Raw genomic sequence first — 26,345 nt, 5'->3', positions numbered from 1 at the left:
TTGCTGGGGGCGTTGCGTCGGCAAATGCTCTGTGGCCCCTGGCTGCGTAGGAACACCCCCAGTTGAGACGGGTTCGTTACCCGTCGAAACTTGACCTCCACGATGCCTGGCTTCAACCTGTCCGTAGATGGTCGGTCCCGCGCCTGCACGCACGACGGAAGGTCCTCAGATGAAGTTCCCCACCAAGACCGCTGCTGCTCTCGGGCTGAGCGCCGCCCTCCTCGTTGGAGGGGTGGCGAGTTCCGCCCAGGCATCGACCGTGCCTAACAGATTCGAGCGCACGTGCTCCAACTGGACCAGCAATTGCACCGCTTATAAGCAGATGAACGGTCGTTACCTAGCCAGCGTCCCCGACATCCACATCACCAATTGGACGTGGGCGTGGATCTAATTCAGTCGCGCAAGCTGACCGATGGTGCGCGTGCGGTAGCTGCTTGAAGCCGCCGTCCATAGCACCGACACCGCGTACCGAATCTCAACGAGACGTGCAGCGGGAAGATCCGCTCGTGGATGGGAAAGGTGTGCCCTGCGCCCCGCGCTGAACGAGATCTCGCTGCCGAGGCCGAGGCTAGCGCGCCGATCAGCGCCTAAGCGACTGGGTATGGACGACGGACCAGGGGACCCTGGCGGCCGACCAGGCAGCACTATTTTCTGGGCATCGCGCATCGCACAACTGACATAATCTCACTTATTGCATACTGCGTTCTCGGCAGGGGAGGGGCTCGCTGCCGTTCTTCCACCTGGACCCCCACATAGCACCGGAATGGGGAACCGCGACGAGCTCAACGCGTGGACGTCCATCGCCGGCGCTCTCGGCATCACGATCATCGAAAAGCACGTCGACGCTAACGGCTTCGTCATGGCTGGGCGATTCTGACCGATCCCAAAGCGATGCAACGGAGGGCTGCAACCCGCTTGCCGGGTGGCAGCCCTTCGTCGTGCGCAGGAGAGAGCCGGACGCGAGGAGGAACGCCAGGACCGCGGCGGTAGGGCCGTTCGACCCCGGTCGAGCGGCAACAAACTGACATAATATCAATTATCGGAGGTTTACTTGGCGCTTGGTGTGCGGCCAGGTGTACCGACGTCGGCGGCCAAGCGAACATACTCCGAACGGAGCTCTAGTAGTTGTTGCGAAGCTTCGTATCACTCAGCCAAGTTCCGCCTCGTTCAGTGTCGAAGTTATAGCGAGCGCCGAACGCATATATACGTTCAATTTGTGATGTCGTCAGCCTTACATCTCGCTCGAAACCCTGCGTAATTATGCCTTCGTATGCCAGTTGAAATTCTCCAGCTCTTACGAGAGATTTGGCAATTTCAACCTCGTCTGCAGTGAGCAGATTGGGAATAGATATCATCCAATATAGTTCTTCATTCAATTTTCTCACCTTTTATCTGTGGGGATACCCGGAAATTATTCCTTCGCCGGCAGGCTCGACAATCACATCGATCACAACGCCATCCCGCTCACCGGTCACTATGAATCTAGCGGCGTCACCGCGCTTCGTGTAGTCTCCGCCCGACCCGGTCTGTTTCCGCCACTTTAAAGAAGGATCCGTAGCGATATCCGAGACTTCATGCATTATTTTCTCGGCTGACCATGATTCGGGAAAGAGAGAGTTGCCGGGCTCGCCTGGTACCATATGGCCATCAATAATGTGTTTCGTTCGATACCCGGAGGCGAGGTTTGTGAAGCTTTGCGGGTTCTTGTTCGCTGAAGATAGGGCCCCACCCAGTTCCGATGCTTGTGCCTCAGCAGAAACACTTTTCCCTCCGACTCCACCAAGAGCCACCAGAAGTAGCGAGACCGCGGGGCGTGCGGCATCGGCTGCCATTTTGTTCTTCAGAAGAAGGTCTTGCTGCCAGTCGGGCATGCTTGCGATGGATCGCTGTTCAAGAACGTGCGCCCACTGTTCATTGACCCAGTATTGATTGTCGTTGTAGACACCTACCCGCGGGTATGGTGTTGCACCAGACTTCCAGTTCCAATTGTTCAGGACCTTCTGGGTAAGCCACTTCGGCGCGCTTTTACTGCCGGGCACATTGTGTGGGTTTGCAGGGCCAGGACCGGGAGGAGCCATCTGGCCTGTTCCGTTCGCTGCGGGGACGGCGGCCGTGCTGTGTGAACGCTCCGCAGAATCAGCGGATTGAAGTCCTGATGGGTCTGATCGACTAATCGGGCTGTTCTGGCTATAGGAGTAGCCGTTGTTTTGCTGCGGCTCGAACGGCGCCAAGATTGGATCTGGGCTGATGAATTTCCCAAGGATGGCGTCGTACTCGCGAGCACCAAGATGCGAAAGCCCGCTAGTCGCTGATAGCAATGCGTTCAGGTATGAATGGTTCGACGTCCAGGCGATTCCGGCTCCGCGGGTATTACCGTAGGGGTCCATGAAACGGCGCCGGATCGATCCGGTTGCCTGGTCGACCGAGACTGATGCTGTCCCTACGGTGTCGGTCGCAAGCCAGACGACGGTGTTTGTTGCAGGTGCCGCTGCTGTTGTCGTTCTCTCGGCTACGGCGGCGCCGTTGAAGCTGTAAGTGCGGGTGCCGAATGTGGTCGACGAGCCAGGGCTGCGGCGTAGTTCCGTGCTGCCGAGGAGGAGTCGTCCGCCCTCCGCGGAGTCGATGCGAACTAGGAGGCCGCCGTCTGCGTCGTAGATATTGGACTGCGTGGCGGAGCCGGCGGTGATCGTGCTGACTTTGCTTCGTGCGTCCCAGGTAAGTGTCTGGCCGGGGCGGGTCAGGGTGTTGCCGGATGCGTCGTAGGTGTAGCTGCTGGTTGCCGGTGAAGCGGTGCCGACGGTCTTCGCGGCGGCGCTGACTGCGTGTGCGTGTCCGGCTGCGCCGTATGTGTAGCTCGTGGTGGAAGCGACCCCTCCACTGGCTGCAGCCGCCGTCGACTGCGCCGTCCGGTTGCCAGTGATCGGATCTACGGCGTAGGTAGTCCGGTATGCAGCCGAGCCGCCGAGGGTTGCTCCCGCTCCGCTTGAGCCGCACGACCATGCTCCCGAGGAAGAGGCGGGAGTCCAGGCGTCCTTAAGGTTCTGCAGCGGGTCGTAGGCGAAGCACTGCATCTCCTGTGCCGCGGTGTCTGCGGAGGACGGTGCGACGGTGTCGATGCCGGGGTCGCCGATCTTGGTGAGGATCGAGGTGACGCCGCCGGCGAGGTTGCGTCCGATGGTCCGGTCGGCGACCGTGAACACTCCGTTGGTGCCGATGGTCAGGTTACGGATCGCGGTGATCTGCCCTGTTGCATCGTCGTGGTCGGTGGTCGTGTACATGGTGGTGCGGCCGGCGGCGTTCGGATCCGGGTTGCTCTGGAACTGTGCGACTTCACCGACGTTGGTCAGGACGACGCTTCCGACGTAATCGCGGAGGCCGGTCGACCCGGCGACGGCGCCTAGGGAGTCGTACGTCGTCTGCACCGTTTCGGCAGGGAGTCCAGGCTGTCCTGCGGCGCCGGCGACGGCGGGGAGGATCGTCTTTTTCAGTGCTCCGTCTGCGTAATATTCGGCGCCTTCGGTGTAGGTGAAGCCGGCGAACGCTGCTGCTCCGGTGGGGATGGCGGTGGTGATGCTGGTGGGCCGATAGCCGTCATCGATGGTGTTGATGGTCTTGGTGTAGGTCTTACCTGCAGCCGTGCTCGAGGAGGCAGTGAGCTGACCCTTGGCGCGGGCGTCGTAGGTCCAGTCGGCTAGCTCCACATCGGAGCCATCGAGTTGCGCGGTCTTTCGGTTCAGTTCGTCGTACGTGTACTTGAGGATGATGCCGCGTCCGTCGACGGAGGTGAGCATGTTGCTCGAGTCGTCGTAGGTGAAGTTCGACGAGCCGGTGTCGGGGTCGCTGGAGGCGGTCGTGCGGCCACGGACGTCATAGGTCCAGGACCAGGTGTTGTTGTTCTGGTCCTTCATCGTCGCCATCTGGCCCTGGGCGTTGTAGCTGTAGGTCGTGGTGACGGGTGAGGCGGATCCCACGACACCTTGCCACTGGACGAGCTTGCTGGTGAGGCCCTGCGCATTGGTGTAGGTGGTCTCCGCTGTGGCGCCGGCTGGCGGCGTGACGTCGACACGGTCGACCCCGGAGTAGGCGGTCGTTGTCTTGGAGCGCAGGTGGTTGCCGACCTCATACAGGGCAGCAGTGGTGATGCGCCCGGCGGAGTCGTAGGTATTGACTGTGCGGGTGGGGATGTTGTTGGAGGAATAAGCCTGGAGCACGACCGCGCTGCTTGAGTAGGCGGTGTTGGCTCCGTAGGGGCCATTGGTGGCGGTGACTTGTCCGAGCGAGTCGTATTGGGTGTCGGCGACGATCGTGCTGTTCTCTGGTCCCGGCGTGCGGGACTGGACGATCTTCCCGAGCCCGTCATACACGTCGAGCTTTTTCAGGATCCGGCCGGCCTTGATGGTCTGAGTCTCGACGGTAGAGATGCCGGTGGAGTTGATGGCGTAGGTGAAGCTGACGCTCGGGTAGTCGGGGTTGTCTGCTTTCAGCCATCCGGGCTGCCAGACCGCTTTCAGCCGTCCGAGGGCGTCGTAGTCGGTCGAGGTGATGCGGCCGTTCGGGTCGGTGCTGGTGATCACCTGGCCGCGTGCAGGGTCGAGGACGTTCGTGGTCTGCCACCCCTTGGGGTTCGTGACGACGATTTGCGACGGGGCGCCGGATCCTGCGGCCGCGTTCGCAGCGGGTGTGTATGCCGTGGTCGTCGTGTGCTGGCCGACATCGGCGACTGAGGTTACGCGTCCGAGGCTGTCGTAGCTGGTGTCGCTGGTCTTGAGCCAGGTGGCCGTGGATTCGGAGTAGGACTTCGCGACCCAGTTGGCCGTGGTGTCGCCGAGCGTCGCTGCAGCTCCGACCGCGGCGCCGTCGTAGGCGGCCCGGGTCGCCACGATGACGTCACCGGGGTAGCTCGGGGGCGTCCCGCACACCTTCCCGACCTTAAGAACCTCGCTGGAGAGTCCGATGATCCAAGCCGTGGTGTTCGGGGTCGCGTAGCTGGTCGTAGTGCAGGTGGAAAGCTCGCCGGTCGGCGCCGCCAGGCTGACCTTGGTCGGGTAACCGTAGGTCGCGTCGAACGTCGTCGTGGTGGTCGTCACCCGGTTGGTGCCGCTCGCGAGTGGCTCCGTGACCTGGACGGTGCCGTCGCCGAGCTTGCGCGACTGGCGGACGCCGTCAGCGGCGCTGACAGCGGACGCCCACGGCGTTGTCACGGTGTCGTTGAGGACGGTCGTGTCGACGTAAGACTTCACCTCGCGCACGCGCCCGGCAAACCACCGGTCGTCGGTGACGCTCGTGCCGGGGACGGTCTGGGTGCCTGACTTGTCCTTGTCGCCGTCCAGGCCGCGGTAGAAGACGTAGTCCGTCCGGATCCGCTTGTCGGAGGTGTTCGGGTCGCCGACGCGAATGGTGAGCTGCGCGTAGCCGGCGTAGTCCGACCATGTGCGCTTGGCTTCGGGCATCAGCGGGTTCTTGTCGTAGCGCCAGGCCACTCCCCCGCTGTACTCGTAGGTCGAGACCTTCGTCGCATCAATTGCCCCATTGGTCTGGGGGCTTTCGAGCATGGTGCTGACGACGTACTTGTTGAACAGGTCCAGCCGCGGTACGGCGCCGGTGACCTTCGGCGTCCACCACTGCGGGAAGCAGCGCTTCGTGTTCCCGGTCAGATTGCCGAGCACCGCGGACTGCACCGTGGCGTCATCACACTCCGGCGCGAGGTAGGTGACGCTGATGCCGCCACCCGTGGGCAGCTTCACCGCGTTCAAGCGCATCTTATTCAGCAGCGCGTAGCCGATAGCCGCCCGCGCCCGGTTCTGGAACTGCGCGCCCGTGAAGGTCGTCGTGCCCTCCTGCAGCGTGCTGGCGCCGCTGCCGCCGGCATGGGCGACGGAGTCGAGCCACAGAGCGGGGTCGGTGCCGTCTCCCGTGGTTGGGAAGGAGTGACCGAGCGTCCAGGTGTCGACCGTCGTGTAGGCGGAGGCGGTGCGGACCTGGGTGGTGACGGTGTCCAGGCGCGCGGTCGACCAGAACGTGGGTGAGCGCTGACTGTCGCAGGTGCCGGTCTTGCAGTTCAGGTCAAAGGGAACGTCCGGATAGACGCTCGCGCTTCCCGCCGTACCGTTCACGCCCGGGGTTTCGACATCGCCGCCGAGAGCGAGGGGGGCGCACTGGCTGGTGTCCGAGGCGTTGCAGCGACCCTTGGCGTTGTAGCCGAAGCTGACCTTCCCAGTCGCGGCGTTCGCGGTGTAGACGTTGCTGACCTTCAGGCCGTACTCGATGCTCATCAGGACGCCGCCGCGGACGTAGCCAGTCGACCCGGTGCCGGCCGTCGACTTGAAGTGGTTCGTCTCCTGCGCGTAATAGAACGCTTCCGCGTTGCCGTGCGTGTCGACGACGTAGTCGAGGTTCCACCGCCATGCCTGCGAGCACGACGAGGCCGCGAATGTCGATGCGTGGCAGGGCTCTCCCGTGTCGTTGCCGAAGATGGGCGTTGTGAACACCGACTTCGTCTCGGTCTTCCCGGATGCCCAGCCGGGGAGACGGTTTCGGCCGAAGAAGTACTGGGTGCCGTCGGTGGTCGTCATCCGCCAGCACTCGGCGTCCTTGGCGCCGTTGTTCGCGCATTCGCTCGAGCCGGTGAGCTTCTCGATCCGGGAGCCGTCGTCCTGCTCGAGCTTCCAGACGTTCGTGGTCCCGACCCGCACGAGCGGACCGGAGTGGCCACCGAACGACATCGTGGCGTTGTCGGTCTTCCAGCACTCATCTCCCGACGCCTTCGCGTCGCTGGAGGCGTTGTCGTCCAGGGCGCAGGGGATGTAGCTGCGCTCGATGAAGCCGCTGCCGGCCAGGTCCCAGCCCTCACCGACAACGGAAGTCTGATTATTCGTCGACGATGTGCGGCCGTCGATGCTCTGCGAGTTGTAGGCGAACGCGAGATCCGGCTTTGGGCCGGCCGCGGCCGGCGGCACGGCGAGGGGATAGCTCCACACGAAAGCACCCGTCTGAGCGCTGACGTCCCACGTGCTCGACGAGGCCAGCGACGTCGCGCTGTAGTCCCCACTGCCCTGCGTCGAGCTCGTCGCCGCGGCGGCCGTCACCAGAGTCGGCGTCGAGCTCGTCTGGACGCTCATCACATTCGCGCCCTCCGAGTTCTCCGTCTCGAGAGGCGTGGCCGCCGCCGTCTTCTTCGAGGACGTGGCCGGGATCTGCACCCACGACACCCGGGAGGCGTAGTCACCGCCGTAGAGGGCGGACGTGAGCGCATCCGGTACGGAGAGCTCGATCGTTCCCGGCGTCGAGGCACCGTCCGTCCGCGTGACCTCGAGAGTTAGCCCGGTAGCGCCCTTCGCCGCGGCATCCTCCGCACTGAGAATCGCAACCGACACAGAGTCCACCGCGGAGGCGCCATCCGAAGGCACCGCCTGAACGGTGATACCCGTGTCTCCCAGCTCCTCTGAAGACGCCGTTCCCTCGGCAGTCTGACCCGACGTCTCGCGGAAGGCTTCGAGGTGCATGGCCGGAGTCGACAAATCGGCGGGAGAGGACGAGGGTGACGAGGACGGGTCCTCGGAGGAGGGCCCGTTGGTCGTCGGCTCCGGTTGCGCCGGAGTGGCCGACGGAGACGGCTCCTCGCCGCCCTCCGCCAGATCCGTCGGCGCCGGTTCGTCCGTCGACAAGTCGACGTCGAACGACTCCGGTTCTGGCAGGGTCGCCTCCTCCGACAGCGGCGCCGGAACCGCTTTGACATCAGGCGTGCTGCCGACGATCGAGTCGACGTCAACGAGCACGCCACGATCCACCGGCGGCACGGCATCAGCGGCGAATGCCGGCGTCGCAGTGAGGACGGTCGCGACCAATACAGCGCTGATCGTCACAGCAACGTTGCGGCGGATGCGAGCGCGCCGAAGGAGGGAATGCGGAGATGCCACGGAACTGCCCATTTCTCGAGTACGTGCCGTCGGAGACGGGCTAGTGGGAGACGTTGTAGAAGGAGGAGATCTGGGTGGGCGTTTGCACGCCCGGGAAGATCGCCGGGTTGGCGATCTGGCCCTTCCAGGATGCGAGGTATGTCCCTGCCGAGAATCCGGTGCCGATCACTAGTGGGCCCGTCGCGGATGAGTCCCCTGCCGGCACGGAGTGCAGCACCGTCGTGGCGAGCACTGTGCCGGTGTAGAGGAGGATGCGGCGGTTGACGGAGTCGTATACACCGGTCAGCAGCGTCCAGTCGGTGCCGCTGGTGTTCGGCGTCGTTGCGCAGTCAGCTCCACTTCCGGCGACCTGTGCTCGAACGCAGAACCGCCAGGTGCCGTTTCCGTTGTTCGTTCCGTTGTTGATCAGCTGCAGGTAGAAGCCGCCGTTCGTCGTTCCCACCTGAGACATCGCGTTCATGTCTTCGCCGGGGACGAAGGCGTCGGGGTTCAGCCAGGCGCTGACCGTGAAGCTCTTTGTCGTGTCCACTGCCGGGCCGGTAGTGCCGTTGATCGGTGAGTGCTCCAGCGTCGATCCAGGCTTGGACCAGATGAAGCCGAGGGACTTCACCTTCGTCAGGCCCTCGCAGTCCGTGGCGGTGGACTGCAGGTAGTCGGCGGTGCCCGCGTTGCTACCGTTCTGGCAGAGGAACAGCTCCTTACCGGAGGCTGCGTCGCCGGTGGCGGCGGCGCTCGGCCAGGAGTATCCGAGCAGCTTCGACGTCGAGGTGACGCCGCGGCAGCCTGAGTCGGTCCAGACGAATGCAGAGTTCGTGCCGGCGCAGCGGTAGAGCGCGGTCGTCCCGGTGATGGTCGATCCAGGGGGTGCGAGCCATCCTGTCGTGCCCTGGAAGGTGAAGCTTCCGAGTGTTCCCGAGCCGTCACCGATCTCGGCGCGGTGGTAGGAGCCGGCGAGCCACCTCGTCAGAGGCTGTGCGCCTGAGGCCTGGATGACGCTTGCCGGCGACGGGCCAAACCCGGTCACCGTGTTCGCTGCGAGGTCCGCCTTCTTCGTCAGGTCCGTCCCCACGCCGAAGGAGAGCGGGAGTGCTGCCGTGGTTCCCGTGCCGTTGTTCGTGTTCTCGTCGGCCATCGGGGAGCTCAGCGAGGTTTGCTTCTGGGTGAGCCATCCGTGACCGCCGTTGTAGCTGGCCGCTGCAGGGTCGATGGATGCGCCGATCTTCAGCTGCGCGACAGTCGATCGGGTGCCGTCGGAGTTGCCGACATTCGCCCAGCTGCCGACCTTGTCGACGCTTGTCACGATGAGGGTGGAGATCTCCGAGATCGGCGCGACGGTGATCGTTGCGGACCGTCCGGAGGAGTCCGGGCACACGACGTAGATCAGTCCGGTCTTCGAACCGCAGGCGGGTAGCGGTCCTGCCTCCGTCTTGAGGTTGTAGTTGCTCGGTACGCCATTGGTGGGAATCCAACGGTAGAGGAACCGGTCCACTCCGTCGTCGGTCCTGGCCTCGAAGTGGACGTTGAACGGCTGACCGACCGTGTAGCTGGTCGGGTTGGAGTCGTTCTTGATCTCAGGCAGATTCGAGGGGCCGTTGTTGCGGACGTTGAAGTAGCACCAGGGCGAGTCGTCGGACTGGAGGCGGTTGTCGTCAGCTCGAGCGGACCATGCGTACTTCCCATCGGCTAGGGTGCCGGCGTTGATCGTCATGTTCCGGTCCCAGTCGTTGGGTTCGACCGGTGTGGTCGAGAAGAAGACCCGGGAGGAGTTCGGCGGAGCGTCGTGGCCGTTTCCCCCGCTGTTGGCGGTCACGATCTGGAAGCGTCCGTACATCTGGTCGCCGTCGGTGTCGTGCATCTTGGCGCGCAGGACGAGGGGGGTGTTGTTCGTGACCCAGGCGGGGTCGGAGGCGACGCCGCAGCCTCGGTCGGGCGTCGACATGGTGACGTTGGTCGGAGTGTCCGGCCTGCGGTCGTAGCTCACGGTCATGGAGACGGAGGGCTCGAATCGCTTCCACTGGCTGTAGTCGCCCTCGTTCGGTGCCCTCAGCCCGAAGGTGATGGAGTCAGCACTGGCTCCAGCGGCGGCTTTCGCGCCCTCGTAGGCGTTCCATCCGACGTTCTTCTCCGGGCAGTCGGAGGCGCCGCGTCGTCCTGATGCGTTGACGGTGTCGAGTCTCTGGATCCAGTTCCCGCCGCCTGATTCGTTCCAGGTTGCGCCCTCGCGCATGCTGCCGGTCCACCACAGTTCGACCGGGGTTGCCGTGCAGTTCCAGGACCAGATCTCGTGTGCGCTGAAGCTCGCGCTGATGATGTCTGCGCCCTTGATGCCGTTGGTGTTCATCAGGAAGAAGGATCGCGCGTTGCGGATGTTGCCGGCCGGGTCGTTGACCGACCCGACGGACTGGCCTCGGCCATCGTTGTTCTGCCCGTCGAGGAAGGACGAACTTGCAAGGTTGGAAGCGATCCACCAGGAGTGGATGCTGGCGCCGTTGAAGTCCGGATCGATGTACACGGGGTATTCGAGGTTCGGTGTCTCGAGTACCGAATCGACGTCGAGAGAAATCGAGTCGCCGGTCGTCTCGGTGGGAACGGAGCTCGGCGCTGGTGCGTCGCCTGTCGGCTGCTCGTCCACATCGACGGAAGATGAGTCCCACCATGTGGGCTCGCTCGAGACGAGGGCCGAGTCCACGCCGTCAACCTCTGCCGACAAGCCGCCGTCGTCGGCCTGCGAGACCTCGCCGCCATCGAATTCGAAGCGAACGGCATCCAGCTCGGGGTTCTCCCCCGCTTTCGGCGTCTTCACGATCAGAACCTGAGACATACCGACGTTCGTCGACGCGACCTCAAGGTCCACGTCAGGAAACACGTCCTCATACAGTGCAGTCGAGCCATCAAGAACGGGCTTCGGCAGGACACCGTGATCCCACGTCATCGTCAGCCAGGCACCCGTGATCGTCTGGATCTGCGCGAGAGTGTCGTTACCGCCGCCAGAGAATTGAACGGGCACCACAGCCACTTCGGGTTCGACCGCCCCACTCGGTGTCCGAGACAACGTGGTGTCCACATCAATCCACGAGCCGTCTTCTTCGACACGCTGCGGTTCCGTGCTCGTGACGTACTGCATGGTGCCATCAGGCAGCGCTGTCGTGATTTCAGTCGCGGTTGTCATGCTGCTGACCACGACATCGTGATCGAACTTCGCTGCGATCGCCGCTGCGTCTGTTGCGGTCGAGGCACCCGATGAATCCACCGGCCCGATTGCGGCCGGCTGTTGTGCAGCATGCTCTGAAGTTGCACTGGCAATTGGCGCCATCAACACGCCAGTCAAAGCCGTGACAGTGATTAGCGCCAAACCCTGAATACGGCTGTGCTTGTTGATTACGCCTCGGCGAAACGCACGTGAAGCCACTTCATTACCCCTACCTGTGATAAAACTCAGACAGGTAGCGCCTCTCACATGCATCCCCAAGCCTGAGCATAAGTAGCAGCAGCGTAAATGCTCCTGAGACTTCTCGAAGCAAGACCTGGGGACTGCGGATTGAAATTGCGTGTAGCGCTCGGGATTCGTGAAATGTGCCAGTTTGCAGGGGCAGCCGAACCTCGTCTCCCTGTTTGGGCGCCGGTGCCTGACCCACGTTTTGGGTACAACGACCACGCGGCTCACACGGCGTCGCTGCGACACGTGGACCCTCCACGGCACTGGATCGGTCGTGCATGAGGTGTGCCGCAGAACCCGCCGCCGAGCGGAAGAGGCACGTCCACCGAAGAGGGCCAGGGCGTCGATGCGACCCGGCCCTCCCGCTGTTACGGAGAATTTTGTAGGTGATTCAACGGGTATCCGTGGCCGCCTTGGCGCGCGACAGACACTAGCTAGGGTCGGCGGCGGCACCACGGGCCCGGCCGACTCCTCGCAGGCCGTCCGGCAGAAAGCCGGCACCACTGTATGTCGGCCCTTTACTCGCACCTCGAACGGGGCTGGCGGAGAGTTTACAATTCGGCTCAGCGAACTTAAATCGCACTCTAGGTGCCCGAAAACAGCTGCCGCCTCGAGCGGAACAACGATATTCTTCGACTAATTCTCTGTGTCTCGAGACCTTGGAGTGGCTACTTGGTACCGTCCTCGAACTCGGACGAGCGTGAGTTCGACGTGTGCGCGCTGGTCTCCCAGGCGACCGACCAGGGCGCTTCCGTCGCCGAGTGGCTGAGCGATGCGGTCGCAGATCTCTACCAGGCTGAGTTCCCGGACTCGATGCTCGTGGAGTTCCACCACCATGGCGCCTCCTACCTGTTCGACATGGAGACCGACCGCAGTGTCCTTGTCTGCGGAACTCCCTCCGCGCCGCCTCGGTCACGGGAGGCCAGCTATCAGCGCGACCACCCGATCCCCGAAATGTCCGCGGGTCGGCCCCTCGACCGCGGGCATTTCTTCCCTCATGCGTCCGGGGGCGGCTACGGCCCGAATCTATTCCCGCAGGATCGCGCATTGAACCGCGGGTGGTCCGTGGACGGGCGGGAGTATCGGGCCTTGGAGCGGCGAGCGGTCGCGAGCCCGGCGGGATCACTTTTCTTCGCGCGACCCATCTACGAGGATCTGTCTGCGATGCCAGCACGCATCCAGCTCGGCTTGGTCTCCGACGCCTCGGTCGACACGCGAACCTTCCAGAATCGCTTCGACGCGGTGGGCGCCGGAGATGACGAGCTCGCGGGTGTGCTTGCTGGCGCGACGGATGCGCAGATCGGTGGCCTCGGTGAGGAGACGGTCGCTGTTCTCTTGGAGGAGGAGCTGGGAGCGACGATCGTCGCTCTCGGGGATGCGGGATTGCCGCGGACGGCGGGTCGTCAGGATCTCGACCTGGTTGCGATCATGGAGGGCGAGTTGGTGGCGTTCGAGGTGAAGACCAGATTTCGGTCGCAGCTCGCAGGGCGCCTCACGCGAACGGGCAACCTCCTGCAGCCGCGGTTGCGCCGCGGAGGGAAGGACGGGCGGCAGGCGAGCCAGGCGTATCTCGCGGAGCGTCTGAGCGATGTCCTGGACATCGGGGAAGACTTCGCCGGCGTCGAAGTGCGGGTCGCCGCAGTGGATCTCGTCTTGATGCTCGTCCAGTTCTTCGCGGTCGACGACGTCGGCCGTCACCTCCGGGCGCTAGGCAGTCCCACGTCGTGCGCCGACGCCGCTGCTGTCGGGTACAAGCGCATCGTCTCGCACCGCGGACACCTCTGAGATCGTTGCCCCCACTCCGGAAACCGGCATCGGGGCCTAACTGTCGTGCCTGACGGCTCGAGTAGTGCCACTGCGCAACGACGCCAACACGTTTAGATGTACGAATGCGTCGTACCGGTCGGGGATGCGGCGCGCACCAGTACGCTTCGGCAAAGGGAAGACGGTTGCCGAGCTACCGCCTTGCAGACGAAGCCGGCGTTGCAGCGAGTGGAGTAGGGACATGGCCGAAGAAGATATTCCAGATCTCAGCGAAATTGGAATACCCAGCGCAACCGGCGCTGGCGCGTTAGCCCTGTACTTTCTTGTGGGCCCCTCTCTGAAAGCAGTTGGAAACGCGTTCGGCGAATGGACCCAGTACCGCATGCGAAACCTCCTCCGCATCGATAAAAAGACTCAGGATCGCTTAGCTCAACTGAATACGCAGCCAGCCCAACCGTCCATACACCCTCGACTAGCAAAAGATTTAGTCGAAGATGCGTCTTGGATCGACGACGAGCTTCAGCAAGACTACTATGCGGGCATGCTTTTCTCAGCGATTATTACAGAGACGACAGAAGAAGCTGCCTACTATGCGCGGATAATCTCCGCTCTGACGCCTTCCCAACTCCGTCTTCACTTCGCCATTTATAGCGCATACAGGGGAAGCTACGATGCCACAGCCGAACTTCAATTCACCCGCGCCGGCGACCTTTCAGCTCTTTCCGTGCGAGCGCCAATTAACAGTTTTCGAGCGGCGTGTCGCGCACCTGACGACATGGCAAGCGCCCGCGGAATGGGCGTGGCGACGGGAGGACTAGCACGCGAGGGACTCATCGGAAGAATGGGATGGATTGATCGCGAAGAGAAAATCTACTCGATTGAACCCACGCTAATGGGTGCAAGCCTGTTCTCCCTAGCGATGGGCTACCCTGCGGGCATCGACATTCGTCGGGGCGTTGACTATCTCAATCAAGAAGTACCACGCTTCACTGCGCCTGCTAGCGAGCACACGCTAACCATAATCGGTGCTCATATTGGGGACAAGTGGCCTACATCTTGACGCGCACGCGAAACCAGTAAAGCCGTTCCAAGCGCAATTCTTTCGGGCTCCGAAAAAGCGAACTGACACGCACTCGGTTGCATGACAGAGGCTCAGGTATCTCAGTTGTTGGCTGTGCGGCCATCACGTGGCAGGTGCGAGGCGCAACTGAAGTTACGGAGACAGTCTTTGACGAGCGCAATCGAGTTCGCGCCGTCCGCATGGCTCAACCCTCGTGCGAAGCCTGGTGCGCCATAGTGAGGGCGGACGCGAAACGGTCAGGTCTTAGTGACGTGGGTGGGTGAAGTGGTGATCGAGCACTGTGACGTCGTGTACTCCTGGAAGCTCCCCGGCGGACTGCCTGACTGTGCAGGCCTGGAGAGTCCTGGCCGCCGGCTCGTGGTTTCACCGCAAGCACTGCGGGTGGAGCACTGGGCGGCGCACGACTCCCCCGGAGCGTTGCACGTCTTCATCGAAGGGGCGCGGGTTCGCGCAGACGGAACACATGGCGGCACCAAGGGGTTCGGTTTCAGCGACGAACCTGACCTGTGGGGCGAGCTTGTGCGCGACACCGACGACCTCCCCGACTGGTCTCGCCCGTACCTCGAAGCCGCGCGCGCGTGGGAGACGGCCCGCGGAAACGTTCGACCTCCGCGACTGCGGCTGATCTGATCGCCAGGCGCGAACTTGCAGAGCGTTTCACCTGCGTGGTCGGTCTTCGCGCATACCAACCCCGACAGAACGAGGAAGCTCGGTCGACAGCCTCAGATGTTCGAGACCGCGCGCGAGAACTTGCCCGGTAGGAGCGGCCCTTCGAGACTGGCTGGGTAACCAGCTTGCCAAGCATCGTCCGCCAGACCACCGCCACCGGTAGCCGCACCACTCACACCCCGGCCGCGCACCGTTGCCCGCCCGGGCATGAGGAAGGGGTGCAGTCCCTCAGGACTGCACCCCTTCGCGTGTAGCTAGATCCGGAACGGCCGGCGGCACTTGCTGCAGAGAACGGGTCCGTGCCGGACGATCCTTGCAGCGTAGGTTGCCCCGCAGTGCGGGCAGGCGAACATAGAACGGGCCATGATCATTTCCTCGCGCCCGACCACCCTGACCGGCTCGGGCTCGTCCATCTGTAGACGAGCCCTACCGGTCAGGTAGGGTTGGAGAGTTCCTTCCACAGAACATCAGGACCCCGTGTGGCCGTGCATCCCCCCAGATGACGCGGTGTCGCCGGGGTTCTTCTGTTTAAGGGTACCAGAGTGGACCTCCGCCCGCGGGCGAGCATGCCTGTTTAAGCGGCGCTTCCGATATACGGATGCAAATCGGTCTCAGAAGACGATTTGAGGGCGCCAGTGGGGCCCCTGAGGCCGCACGGGACCGAATTTGGGGCGTGATCACCCTGCAACCGATCCACGCTACGCGAGGGGTGAAGAGTGTTCGAAGACCGAGTCGCCGAGTGTCGAAGACCTGTTCGTCGGTTCGTGAATAGTCGTCGACGCTCGCGCAGAGCTCGCCTTCGGCGCACGTTCCCTCTCGGAGTCACTGCGGTCCCGACTAACTGTGTGCTGCCGCGTAGCGCGAAGCGCTACTTGCTCCCGAAGAGCCGTGGCTGGACCGCGGGGGCGGGGCTCCCCGTACCCGCCCTCGCCGAGACGATCCCGAAGCGGGCATTTGGCGGATTGGGGAAACGACGCCGGGCCGTGAGCTACGTCGCCGGGCCGGCGATCTGAGGTGCAAAAGGCCTGGATGTCGAGGACAGTATCCCAACCGTTTCGAGCGGCTGCGTGTCCATTCACGCACCTTGGCGGCATCTGAAGGTTCCATGGCTTCTCCGCATCTCTGGATCGCGGCGGTACGGCGCCTCATGCCGGCGTCGAGGAAGACGTTGGGCAGAACCACTACATGAGTATCAGTTCCCGGACTTCGTTCCTGTCTGCGTCGACTGTCTGGATCTTTCGCCCCTCTCGGACCTCGTCCTCGATGTACTTGGCGATGGCGATCGCCCGTCGAACCGCCTCGGTGTACGAGAGTCGCTTGGCCTGAGCAAATTCCTTCAGGGCAGCGGCGGTTTCCGGGTTCATGTTGATGCTGAGGCGAACGAGCTGCTCGGTCGTCGTGGCGTCCTGGCCTGAGGTGGTTCCTGGGGTGGTCTCTGCGTTGGGCACTTGGCTCCTCTTTCTGATTCCTGGTACGCCGCAGGCCCGCTCTCTGCAAAGAGCGGGTGTGATCCGGGTTCCATATGGAACCAGGATCAGTTACGCCGAATCGAGTCCTACTCGACCAGGGGCTGTCGGGGTCTGCGTATGTGTGCAATGTAGGCGGCACCACGCTTGCATGTACCCACAGTACACACCGGATTGCCAGAGTTCTACATTTTGGATGTACATCGCGTGTGGATCCGATGTGCATCTGCTACGTTCGAGGACGTGACCCGACAACCGTAGACCGCCCCCACCCTGGAGCTCCCGTGACAGCCGAAGACCCGAACTTCTACCTGAGACCCCTTCTCAAGCCCCTGCTCGAGTGGATGGCTGCGAACAACGCGACCTCACTCCTCATCCGCGCCAGCCCCTCCACCTGCACGGCATTGCTCACCCGGCCGCCGAGTGAGCCAGATGCTCACTTCCTCTGTGACGAACCTCCCGACGCGCCTGGACAGCTCGGCATCTTCACGGTCGTCGACGGAGCGAGCGGAGGTCGGCACGACGGACCCTGTGACATCCCGATGAAGATCCTCGGGCCGCTGCTGAACGAGCTCGACACGCACGACATCGAGGAAATCCGTATCGCGACGGGGCCAGGGGCGTCACCTACTCCTGACTCTTCTGGTTCCACCGCGAATACGCATCCGACCTACTCCATCGACGAGTTCGACGAGGACATCACGCCCACGGCCGAGGTCATGCCCTTCATCATCTCCTTCCAGCTAAGGACCGACGATGACCGCTGACGAGTTCAACGAAGCCGATGACCCGAGTCGAGATCCCGTACCCGTTTCCTCCCTCGGTCCGAAGGCCCCCATCAAGGCGCTGAAGCCCAAGCGCTGGAAGCACGACGCGGACACGCGTCGCGGCCTCGCGATCGGCATCGTTGGCTCCACGGTCGTCATCTACGCCGGTCTCGTCTTTGCCGTGATCATCGACGCCCTCAGCGTCGAGTCTTCGATCAAGCTGGTGGCGGCACTCGCGCCCCTCCAGTCCCTCGCGGCAGTGACGGTCGGATTTTTCTTCGCACGGCGTGACCGCGGGCGATGACACCCCGTTCCGAATCACGATTCGTCCGGGGCGCGTTTGCCGAGCACCCACCAACGACCGCCTCAGGCCAGTGATCAGCCGCTGGTAGACGCAGCAAGGGCTGCGCCAACCGTGCGGAGGAACGACGCCGGAGGCAGATCGAATGATGAACGGCGGGCTGCCTACGCCGGCGTCCCGCTTGAGACGATGGGCGCGCCATTTGAGTTGAGGTTCGTGCAACGGCTTCATCGCGGGACCGTCCGAGTGGCTCTCTGCATGGCACCAGGACGATCGACCTTGCTCGCCCCGTGATTCTTGCGTGGCCGGAACTTCGCGCCTCCGCCGCGCGGCGGCACGACGGGCTCGCGACCGCGACCGCGGCGCTGGTCAACGAGTGCTACCTCGACCGCCGGAAGCCGGGAGCTACGAGTATCGGCACTGATGTTGCGCCTGCGGGTTCGCCGCTCCTCCGCGCTGCCCCTCGAGGAGCACCTACCGTCTCGCCGCCTCGAGCTAGCGAGCATGTTGATAGTTGAAATACCGAGACGGACAGTGGTCAGCAACGCGACGCGAGATGCGGCGCTCCAGACGCAGTGTCTCGCGGTGACGCCAACTTGCCGGACGGTACTTTGGATGCGCCACGCGGGTGATTGGGGTCTGAAGGGGTCCAAGAATGAACGAAGAACGTTCGTCAGAACAGGACACAAGTGTCGAGGGTATGGCCGCCGATCTTCGTCGGCTTCGGCTAGAGGCAGGCAACCCCACGCTGGTGGAACTTCAGGGGAGCTCGGGCATCTCCAAATCCGTCCTCTCCGAGGCATTAAAGGGCAAGCAGCTCCCCTCTGAGCGCACATTGGCCTCACTCGTCCGCACACTAGGCGCCGAACCGGCCGAGTGGCTGGCACGCCGTGCTCGAGCGGCCGCTCTCCCACCCCAGCCCCGATCGGCAGCCGATTCACCCGACCCACAAGAGCCTCGCCCGCTTCGGCGAACGTTGTCGATGGGAACAGCCGCGTTACTCATGGTCTTCGCCTTCGGCGCCGGCATCGCGGCCACCGTCGCCGTCACCACGCTGAATGATGGTGCTGGCACGGTCGTGGACACGGGTGTGACGACAAACGGCCGTTCGTTGATCCCAGTTGCTACCGGGGTCGACCCCGCAGCGACTTCTTGCATTGACGATGCGGAGACAGCTGCAGGAGAGACCCGAAATGAGGACTATTTCCTCGAGGTCATGTGGTCGGAACGCTGCCAGGCCGCGTGGGGCCGCCTCACTCGGTACGACAACCAGAGCAGCGGCAACAGCGTTCACGTCGAGATCGCCCCTCGAAACGAGGGTCAAGACAGTCAGCGGCAAGAAGCCGACGTCGCGGACGTACAGGGCGCCTACACCCACCTGATCGTTCGGACGAACGGGGACACGCGCCTCTGCGCGCAGGGAAGTGTCACGCTCGACGGAGTCACGATCGACATGGGCGATCCCCTCTGCACGTGACCAATCACTCGTCCCACGACACTCCACCCCGCCGCAGATCGAGTAGCGGTCGCTCCGCCAGCAGCGCGCGCCGGATGACGTCCCGCACCGAATCGCCTGGTCGCCCACCGGCTATCCGACACCCAGGTGCTCGCAGCCCGTTGGTCCCTTGAGGTGCTGGTCCTGTTGAGCCGCTTGCTGTACGCGATCTCGATTACCGTTCCCGGCTCCTGCCCCGTGGAAAGGTACTCCGGCCCGAAGTCACCCCCCTAAAACCCGACAGCATGTGGTCTCTCCCGCGGTACTCGGCCCTCCACCGCCACGATCATCTGTCAAAGGTACGGCTCGGATCCCGGAGCGCAGCGTCAACCAGAGACGCACTCCTGAATCCAGCCGCCCGGGTAGCGATCCGCTATCGGGACGGCCGGCGGGTCCTGATGGGAGACGGCGGTCGAGTCGTTCGTCGGCGTAGCCCGGCAGATCCTCGTTCACGGAGCAGGGGGCGCACGCGGGTCAAGGCGCGTCGCCATTCAAGCCCTGACGAGGGCGCAAGACGCTCAAAGCCGCGCCTGTTGCGCCGAAACGGAATTCCGGCGCTTTCCAGGAACAACGTCTTTTTCCGGTGACGACCTCAGCGTCAACAACGGCGTCGATGTCGGAACTAGCGTCTGACCCACCGGATGCGTGGGTCGGCCACGAACAGGCGAACGAGAACCCCACACACTGCCCAACCACTCAACGAATGCCCCCTGGAGGATCAAATGTCGATCAGATCAGTCTTCGCTCGAGCAGGTATCTTCGCCTTGCTCCTTGCCGGTCTCACTGCTGCGGGACCGATCGCGGCGAATGCCGCGCCCGGCAACTGCACCACGGGCTGGGGCTCAAACGGTGTCGCGTACGGGACGTGTTCCTCAGGAAGCGGGCAGTACCGGCTCGGGATTCCGTGCAAGTCGTGGCAGACACTCGGCTACGGGTACACCGGTTACGGCACTTGGCGCAATGCCGGAACGCCGGCGAGCGCGACGTGCGGCGTGGGCGGGTGGCTCTGGAACGACATTCCCGGCGGACCGCACATCCTTGTCGAGAAGCGCAACTAGCCGCTAGCTCGTCGAAGGCCCGTGTGCCGGCGACTGCCCGGCCCTGACACAGCCAGCCGCTGGCGTCGACAACACTCGCTGCGTCTGAAAGCTAACGGGCGGCGTGTAAGCCTGAGCACGAAGAAGGGGAGTACCGACTGGTACTCCCCTTCTTCATTGTGGCGGGTCGGCTACCGGCTAAGGTCTCCGCGGTCGGCACCCTGCCCCTGACCGCGGCCTCGGCGCGTCTGCGGCACAGTGCTCATCGGCGCCTTCGATGTGACGGCGGCGCTGGGCGGGGTGGCGTGCGCGGTATCCGCGCTCATCCTCGCCTCGATGACGTGCGGGGGCACTCCCTTGGCCTCCATCGCCTGAATGGTCGACTGACGCCGCTCGGCGCTGTCGTATGCGACTTCGCCGGCCTCCCGAGCCGCTGACGCGCGAGGATCGGCCGCCGCGGGCGCGGAGTCGGCCGATGTATTGGTGCTCTGAATGGCGTCCTGGCGTTCGACAGGGACATCGTCGTGGAAGAGCTGCGCTTGGGCGCGTGCGTCGACGGCGAGCTCGCGCAGCTCGTCGGGAGTCGCGTCAGCGGTGCCGCCGGCGGCGGCATCGCGGTCGTAGTCGTTCGCGCGCGCTTCGAGCTCGGCTGCCATGTTCGCCGGACCGTTGTCGACATCGGCCGCGCCGGGGTTTTCTCGGGCGGCGGCTTCGCTGCGGGCGTCGTTGGCGCGGTCGAGCCAATCGGCTTCCGCGATGAGCTGCTGCGCCTCGGTCACGTCGGCGCCGGCACGGGCGCGCTCCGGGGCCACCGTATCCTTCCACTCCTCGACCAGCGCCGCTCGCGCGGTGGCGACGGCGGCGGGGTCGGGGGTGCTGACCTGGCCGGCATCGTTCCAGTCGATCGACGTCTGCACCCGGTAGTCCTGGAACCCGGCGGGGTCGGTGTCGCGCTTCCATTCCTCGGCCGCGGACAGCTCGACGGTAGCGGCATCGCCGGCCAGCGCGGCGCGGTAGTCGGTGAGCAGGGCGCGCTCCGCGTTCACGTCCGGCTCGGCGCGGTCGCCGACCTGCATGGTGAGGCGATCGTCTTCGTGGCGGTGGTAGTGCTCGGGCGCGGAGGTGCTGGCCCATTCCTTCGCCAGGTCCAACTCCGACTTCCCCTGACCGGCCGCGTCGCGGAGTACGGCGGTGTCGACGCCGTACCGGTCGAGCACCTCGCGCTGCACAACGGCCGCGGCGCGCTCCGCGATCGGGTCGTGACTCTTCCACGCCTGCGCCGTCTCGGCGACTTTCGCGATGTCCTGGACGCTCGCCTTCTCCCACCAGTCGGGCCTATCCACGACCTGCAAGCTCGCTCGTGCAGCGCCGCGCTCGGCGTCGAATCGGGCCGACAGCTCGCGCGCCTGCGCCGCGGAACGTGCCTGCGCGTCGCGGGCCATCTCCTCGCGCAGTCGGGCGAACTTCTCGCCCATCTGCATCGCGATCGTCAACGCGACCCTCACGTTCTGACCGACTTCCTGGCCGACCTCGTCGTCACTCATGACGTCCTCCCCCTTGCCTTCGTGAATCCTCTAGCGGCCGCGGTCGCCGCGGTCCTGACCGGGCCTCTCGCGCAGCTCTCGAGCACGCCGGGCGAGGGTCGCTTCCTCGCTCTCCTTCTCCCGCGGAGTGAGCGTGTTCGGAACGGGGCTACCCGTTCCGAAATTGGCCTCGGAGAGCCGGCGAATGTCTTTCAGCTCCTCCGGAAGCGCCTGCCACTTTTGCTCGTTCTCCGCCGCGCGCTGCGTCACGATGGCTCCCTGGTAGCCGTCGCGAACCTGCGACAGCTGGCGGGTGAGCGTCGACGCGAGCTCGGCCGAGCGTCGTGCGTCTCCGGCGGCCTTGTGAGCGCGCATGATCGCTCGGCTCGTGACGGCGAGCTGACGAAAGAGCAGCAGCTCAGCGGCGGCGGTGTTCTTCGTTCCGGCCATCGCGAGGATCAGCGCGGTAGACGATGCGCTGGAGGGCATCCCTGCGGGCCTGGGTCGGGACTCGTTCGCGCGCAGGTGCGCCGACCGGGCGAGCGATCGCGCGGCATCCGCGAGCGGTCCGGGCGTCGGTTCCATCCGACGCGACCATGCCGCGTAGGCGCCGGCGGTTTCGCGGGCGACGTGTGCCCATGTCGCCCGATCGGTGGGGTCCACGGAGTTGATGTAGTCGTGCAGCCGGCTCATGTCCGCCGCGTACGACTCGAACAGCTCCGGCGAGGGCTCGGTGATCTCACGGCCCGGGTTGACGGGCTCGTACCGCCACGGGTTCTTCGACGTCGCACGCCACTCATCGGCAGCCTCCGACGCCTTCGCGGGATCGTCCGGCCACCCCTCGCGCAGCCGCGGGAGGGTGAGGTCGCGGGCGAGAGTGCCGCCTCCGTGCCAGCGCACCGGCTCGTCCTTCTCGGGTCGCAGTGCCACGCTGTAACCCTGCACGACGTCGTTGCGTCCGACCGCGAACCGCGGGCGCACCAGCAGTCCCTCTTGACGCATCCGGCGCACGAACTCGCCTTCGTCCACGCTGGACGAGGCAGCAGCTCGGACGCTGCGCTCCAAGCGGCGCACGTCGGGCTCGACGGCGCTGCGCGAGCGTGCCGCCTCGCGCGCTCCGGGGACGACCCCGCGCTCTCCCAGCTCGCGCCCCTCGGGGTGGAGCTGCGTCAGTCCGTGATCGCGTTCCAGTTCGCGGCTGACCTTCTGGCTCAGGCGCTTGTCGTAGGGGATGTGTGCCTTCGTACCGTCCTCACGGACGAGGGAAACGGCGATGTGGATGTGGTCGTTCCCGTTCTTCGACGCACCATGACGCACGGCGACCCATCGCGCGTTCGCCTTCCCGATGTCGTCGCCGGCGAAACCCATGCGCTGCACGAAATCGGTGGCGATCGCTCCCCACTTCTCATCCGTCAACGTGCCCTCTTCGGCACTGAGAGAGAGCGAGCAGTGCCACACGTGCGCGTCCTGCTTCACGACGGCCTGCTTGCCCGTCGCAAGGTCCATGATCGGCTCGCCCGTCTCGCGGTCGAACTGCTTCACGGACCGCATGACCTTCGTGCCGTAGAGCTCGGCCGGCTCGTCAAGATCGCGCGCGATCGCCAACGCGGCAGCACGGTCCAGCACCTCGTACCCGTACAGCGCCATGATCGCGGAATCCCCCGCGATCAAGTGCTGCTCCGTGTGCTCGTTCGAACGGCCCGGGCCGGCGAGATAGCTCATCAGCCCGCCCATCTGCGAACCGTACGTGACGTTCGGGATCACTTGCCCGCCACCGACCGGCACGCTGCACTGATCTGCGGCACCAACTCCGCGAACTGCGCACGGAACTCCTCGACCTGCGCCGGGAACTGACCCTCCGCGTTCGCGAACCGGGCGAGCTGGTTGAGGTTCCTCGCCATGCCGCCCAAATCGGCGCGCACCTGCATCAGCTCAGCTACAACGCTCTTCCACTCCGCGTCGGTGCGCACCTGGGCGTTCATCGCGGACTCGAACAGCAGTCGCGGCACGGTGATGTCGCCGGCTACGACGGCACGAGCTTGCAACGCCGCGTCCTCCTCGGCGGTGACGTACACGCGGTAGTACTTCTCACGTGCGCCCTCCGTCGCGTTCTCGCGGCGCTTCCGAGCGAACAGCCGTCGAGGATTCCCATCCGACACCTGAACCACCGCCCTTCCAAGCCAGCGCAGCGAACCCGCCAACCAGCGGGGACCACACGACCAGTGTGCACCCGGGCCAAGCGCAGCGCCAGCCCGGCAAGCCATTTACCAGCGGTAAACGGACAGCTTGCTCCAAAAAGCAATACCAAGCGCACCACAGCACCAAGGGTGGATGTGGTCGCTTCCGCGCAGCCCGATCTGTGATCGCGGTGCGCACCGGAGTCGATTAATCTGGGGGCATGACAGAGAGAACGATTGATCCCGATTCCGCAGCCGCCTCAGCGCGGGCGCTCCTCGAGAAATCGGTAGAGGAGCGGGTCGCGGCTGTGCGCTCCCTCGTCGCGGCGACGAACGACGTCGACGCCGCTGACCAAGCTGCACGGGATGCGCGAGACGCTCACAGCAAGGCGTGGGACGCAGCTCTCGCCTCCGGATGGAGCGACAAGGATCTGCGCGCGACCGGTGCACGCGCACCCGGTGACCAGATCAAGCGCACCCGCAGTAAGCGCACTCCGAAGCAGACCACCCCGGCCGCAGACCACGTCTCGACCACGGACGAGACGTACGGCGAGTAACGTCCGAGGTCGTTCGCGGGTGGACTAAAGCGAAGACGCCCCCTGACCACCTGTGCACAGCCCAGCTCTCACCTTCGGGCTGGCCTGCACACAGGTGGACAGCAGGACCCCGAGAGCACTACAGACATCACCACCAGGCCGAGCGCTGACACTGCGGACGTACCGGTTCCAGCAGTGCCACTCCACTTCGATCTTCTACTGGGAGCAAAGGAACCGTGCCCTCCGATCGACCACACGAACTACGGCACTGGGCGTTCGGAGACAACGCACGCTCCGCCGCCGTCGAGCTCCTCCTACGCACCGGCCTTGCGAACGAAACTTACCCGTGGGTCATTCATGACCGCGCCTGGGACACCTGGGCCGTCGACTTCGACACCCTCACCGAGACCACCCGGGCACTCACCGCGGAGCAACGTGAATGGAACCTCACACCCTCCCATCTCGCAATCCTCCACATCGCCGCCGCTCTCGCCGACGACACTCCGCTCCAGCTGCGCACCCTCCTCGCGTCCTTGGAGTACGAGCACGCGGAGCTCGTGATGATCGCACTCGCGCACAGCGCCGGCTACACCCAATTCACCACCGCAGACGACAACGCCGTCCGCGGCACCTTCTCGCCGCGGCCGCCTTTGGCCAGCTGGCCCGAATAGGCACGACCCTTCTCAGGAGAACCCCCATGGCGCAGCGCATCGCCCTCATCGACGACCTCGACGGCACCCCTATCAAGGCCGGTCGCGGTGGCACCATCACCTTCTCCCTCGACGACGACCACTACGAGATCGACCTTCGGCCCGCGAATGTCGCGCACCTACACCGAGCCCTCGCCCCCTACATAGCCGCGGCACGTCCGGCCAACGCAGCGAGCGTCACTCGACCGCGCCACCGGGTCACCGCCGTGCCCGCAAGCGCCGGCCGCAAGAGCCCCGAAACCCTTGCCGCGATCCGCCACTGGGCCACCCGCCACGGCCACGACATCCCCCATTCAGGACGCGTCCCCACCGACGTGCAGGCCGCGTTCGACGCCGCCCACTAGGGCGTCCGGACACGTCGGACGCGGGTGCGTCCTAGAGGAACTGGTGCTCTTGGTGCATCAGAGCCCACAGCTCCTCGCGCACGTCTTGAACGACGAGAAGTCGGCCCGCTGTGCTGTCGAGGAGCTGCTGAAGCGGCCACGTCGTTAACGTCCCGTACCGCGCTGAGTAGATGCCGACGTCGCGGATGGCGTAGGCGTTGGAATGGTCCATCAGTGCGTAGCCGATGAGTTGGTAGAGCTGATCGGCTTTGAGCGCGTCGTAGTACATGCCGTCGCTGGCCTTCTGGCCGAGTGTGGTCTTGATGTCCAGGAGGAGACCGTCGGCGATGAGGTCCGCTTCCGCGGCGATGCGTTGCTCGTCACCGGGCGTGGAGAGATCGAAAGTGGGTCCGAGTTGCAGGGGACGGTGCAGCTTCGGGAGGAGCCGCTTCTCGCCCCAGCTGCGCAGTTTCGTCAACTCGCGAACGGCGGGTTCCGGCGCCTCCGCCATGAGGTACGGGAACGTGTACATCCCGCGCTTGACCATCTCGAAGATGCGCGGGGCTTGGAGCGGTCCCGCCCGGTAGCTGTTGACGGTGAGGCCCAGCGCCCACGCCGCTCGAGCTTGGTACTCGCGGTCTTTCTCGAAGCTCACGCAATGGCACAGGGTGGCGATCGCGGCCTGGTAGGCGTCGTTGAAGGGGAACAAGCGGGTCAGCGCAGACGGAATGTCGTCGGGGTCCAGGAGGAGCCGATACACCAGATCGATGCCTGCGCCGACGGTGCTGCTGCTCGCGGTATCAGCGCTGGGTACGAGCAGCTTGCCAGCCCGCGCCTTGTGCTCGACCTGTAACGCCCTGGTCTGAGGGAATCGTTCGCGCAGGAACGCGCCAATGGATGAACCGGGAGTCTTGACGTCCTTGCTGAGGAAGCCGGTCGTCACGAACATGCCCTGACCGTACTGGACCGCGGATGCCGCAGATCACCTTGCTGCTCTGCACGTCCCTCGTGAAGGAGCAAGGGTTTCCGGGATGATGCGATGCGGCCGCCGTGACCCCAGGAGATGTCGCGTCGCTGAACCGCGTAACGCTGACACCTGGTGCGGAACGACCGGGCCTGAGATGGCGTGATCGCGTTAAAAGCA

General features: G+C 64.5%; 16 protein-coding genes and 1 pseudogene. 10 read left to right on the top strand and 7 right to left on the bottom strand.

Annotation, left to right across the window (positions count from 1 at the left end; genetic code table 11):
* Nucleotides 1-1,388 precede the first annotated feature (1,388 nt).
* Together C5B95_RS12010 and C5B95_RS12005 are read right to left on the bottom strand one after the other, a co-directional pair.
* Nucleotides 1,389-7,862 (bottom strand): RHS repeat-associated core domain-containing protein, encoded by a 6,474-nt coding sequence (locus C5B95_RS12010; RefSeq protein ID WP_146076593.1) that lies wholly within the window; start codon nucleotides 7,860-7,862, stop codon nucleotides 1,389-1,391.
* A gap of 94 nt (nucleotides 7,863-7,956) precedes the next feature.
* Nucleotides 7,957-11,325, bottom strand: a complete 3,369-nt coding sequence (locus tag C5B95_RS12005; RefSeq protein ID WP_181068071.1) for a LamG domain-containing protein — start codon at nucleotides 11,323-11,325, stop codon at nucleotides 7,957-7,959.
* Between the two features lie 615 nt (nucleotides 11,326-11,940).
* Between C5B95_RS12005 and C5B95_RS12000 the strand changes: the two genes are divergently transcribed.
* The 3 genes from C5B95_RS12000 (at nucleotide 11,941) to C5B95_RS17215 (ending at nucleotide 14,827) form a co-directional block, all read left to right on the top strand.
* Nucleotides 11,941-13,137 (top strand): hypothetical protein, encoded by a 1,197-nt coding sequence (locus C5B95_RS12000; protein WP_146076591.1) that lies wholly within the window; start codon nucleotides 11,941-11,943, stop codon nucleotides 13,135-13,137.
* 220 nt (nucleotides 13,138-13,357) lie between these two features.
* Nucleotides 13,358-14,176 (top strand): hypothetical protein, encoded by an 819-nt coding sequence (locus C5B95_RS17220; protein ID WP_146076590.1) that lies wholly within the window; start codon nucleotides 13,358-13,360, stop codon nucleotides 14,174-14,176.
* 276 nt (nucleotides 14,177-14,452) lie between these two features.
* Nucleotides 14,453-14,827 (top strand): hypothetical protein, encoded by a 375-nt coding sequence (locus C5B95_RS17215; protein ID WP_146076589.1) that lies wholly within the window; start codon nucleotides 14,453-14,455, stop codon nucleotides 14,825-14,827.
* Between the two features lie 1,220 nt (nucleotides 14,828-16,047).
* Here C5B95_RS17215 and C5B95_RS11995 read toward each other — a convergent pair.
* Nucleotides 16,048-16,314 carry a CopG family transcriptional regulator gene (locus C5B95_RS11995; protein WP_258059977.1) on the bottom strand — a complete coding sequence of 89 codons (267 nt, stop codon included), beginning with the start codon at nucleotides 16,312-16,314 and terminating at the stop codon, nucleotides 16,048-16,050.
* 302 nt (nucleotides 16,315-16,616) lie between these two features.
* Between C5B95_RS11995 and C5B95_RS11990 the strand changes: the two genes are divergently transcribed.
* The 4 genes and pseudogenes from C5B95_RS11990 (at nucleotide 16,617) to C5B95_RS17540 (ending at nucleotide 18,877) form a co-directional block, all read left to right on the top strand.
* Entirely contained in the window at nucleotides 16,617-17,099 is a 483-nt protein-coding gene (locus C5B95_RS11990; RefSeq protein WP_104329081.1) for a hypothetical protein, read from the top strand.
* The gene (locus C5B95_RS11985) at nucleotides 17,089-17,403 is read left to right on the top strand and encodes a hypothetical protein (protein ID WP_104329082.1); all 315 of its coding nucleotides are present in this window, start codon (nucleotides 17,089-17,091) and stop codon (nucleotides 17,401-17,403) included. The genes C5B95_RS11990 and C5B95_RS11985 overlap by 11 nt, the downstream gene beginning before the upstream one ends.
* Nucleotides 17,404-18,055: 652 nt before the next feature.
* A pseudogene (locus C5B95_RS18100) lies at nucleotides 18,056-18,268 on the top strand (helix-turn-helix domain-containing protein); the annotation flags it as partial.
* Between the two features lie 135 nt (nucleotides 18,269-18,403).
* Nucleotides 18,404-18,877, top strand: a complete 474-nt coding sequence (locus tag C5B95_RS17540) for a DUF2690 domain-containing protein (RefSeq protein ID WP_181068070.1) — start codon at nucleotides 18,404-18,406, stop codon at nucleotides 18,875-18,877.
* Nucleotides 18,878-20,123: 1,246 nt separating this feature from the next.
* On the opposite strand, the gene C5B95_RS11975 is transcribed toward C5B95_RS17540, so the two are convergent.
* The 3 genes from C5B95_RS11975 to mobC are packed head-to-tail and all read right to left on the bottom strand — an operon-like array spanning nucleotide 20,124 to nucleotide 23,719.
* Nucleotides 20,124-21,476: a hypothetical protein gene (locus C5B95_RS11975; protein ID WP_104349262.1), complete on the bottom strand. Its 1,353-nt coding sequence runs from the start codon at nucleotides 21,474-21,476 to the stop codon at nucleotides 20,124-20,126.
* Between the two features lie 30 nt (nucleotides 21,477-21,506).
* Nucleotides 21,507-23,219, bottom strand: coding sequence for a relaxase/mobilization nuclease domain-containing protein (locus C5B95_RS11970; RefSeq protein ID WP_146076588.1), 1,713 nt, complete (start codon nucleotides 23,217-23,219; stop codon nucleotides 21,507-21,509).
* On the bottom strand, nucleotides 23,216-23,719 hold the full coding sequence (mobC, locus tag C5B95_RS18095; RefSeq protein ID WP_104349260.1) for a plasmid mobilization relaxosome protein MobC: 504 nt from the start codon (nucleotides 23,717-23,719) through the stop codon (nucleotides 23,216-23,218). The genes C5B95_RS11970 and mobC overlap by 4 nt, the downstream gene beginning before the upstream one ends.
* Nucleotides 23,720-23,853: 134 nt before the next feature.
* Here mobC and C5B95_RS11960 point away from each other — a divergent pair, with 134 nt between their 5' ends.
* The 3 genes from C5B95_RS11960 to C5B95_RS17525 all read left to right on the top strand — a co-directional run bounded on the left by C5B95_RS11960 (nucleotide 23,854) and on the right by C5B95_RS17525 (nucleotide 25,222).
* The gene (locus tag C5B95_RS11960) at nucleotides 23,854-24,189 is read left to right on the top strand and encodes a hypothetical protein (protein ID WP_219813847.1); all 336 of its coding nucleotides are present in this window, start codon (nucleotides 23,854-23,856) and stop codon (nucleotides 24,187-24,189) included.
* Between the two features lie 215 nt (nucleotides 24,190-24,404).
* The gene (locus C5B95_RS17530) at nucleotides 24,405-24,839 is read left to right on the top strand and encodes a hypothetical protein (RefSeq protein ID WP_181068068.1); all 435 of its coding nucleotides are present in this window, start codon (nucleotides 24,405-24,407) and stop codon (nucleotides 24,837-24,839) included.
* Between the two features lie 26 nt (nucleotides 24,840-24,865).
* Complete coding sequence (locus C5B95_RS17525) at nucleotides 24,866-25,222, top strand: Lsr2 family protein (RefSeq protein ID WP_181068067.1); 357 nt, start codon at nucleotides 24,866-24,868, stop codon at nucleotides 25,220-25,222.
* A gap of 31 nt (nucleotides 25,223-25,253) precedes the next feature.
* Here the strand turns inward: C5B95_RS17525 and C5B95_RS11950 are convergent, their stop codons facing one another.
* The gene (locus tag C5B95_RS11950; protein ID WP_104349257.1) at nucleotides 25,254-26,150 is read right to left on the bottom strand and encodes a hypothetical protein; all 897 of its coding nucleotides are present in this window, start codon (nucleotides 26,148-26,150) and stop codon (nucleotides 25,254-25,256) included.
* Nucleotides 26,151-26,345: the final 195 nt, after the last annotated feature.

The organism is Rathayibacter sp. AY1A7 (genome assembly GCF_002930845.1).
Taxonomy (GTDB): Bacteria; Actinomycetota; Actinomycetes; order Actinomycetales; family Microbacteriaceae; genus Rathayibacter.
This window is presented reverse-complemented; position numbering and strand designations above follow the sequence as displayed.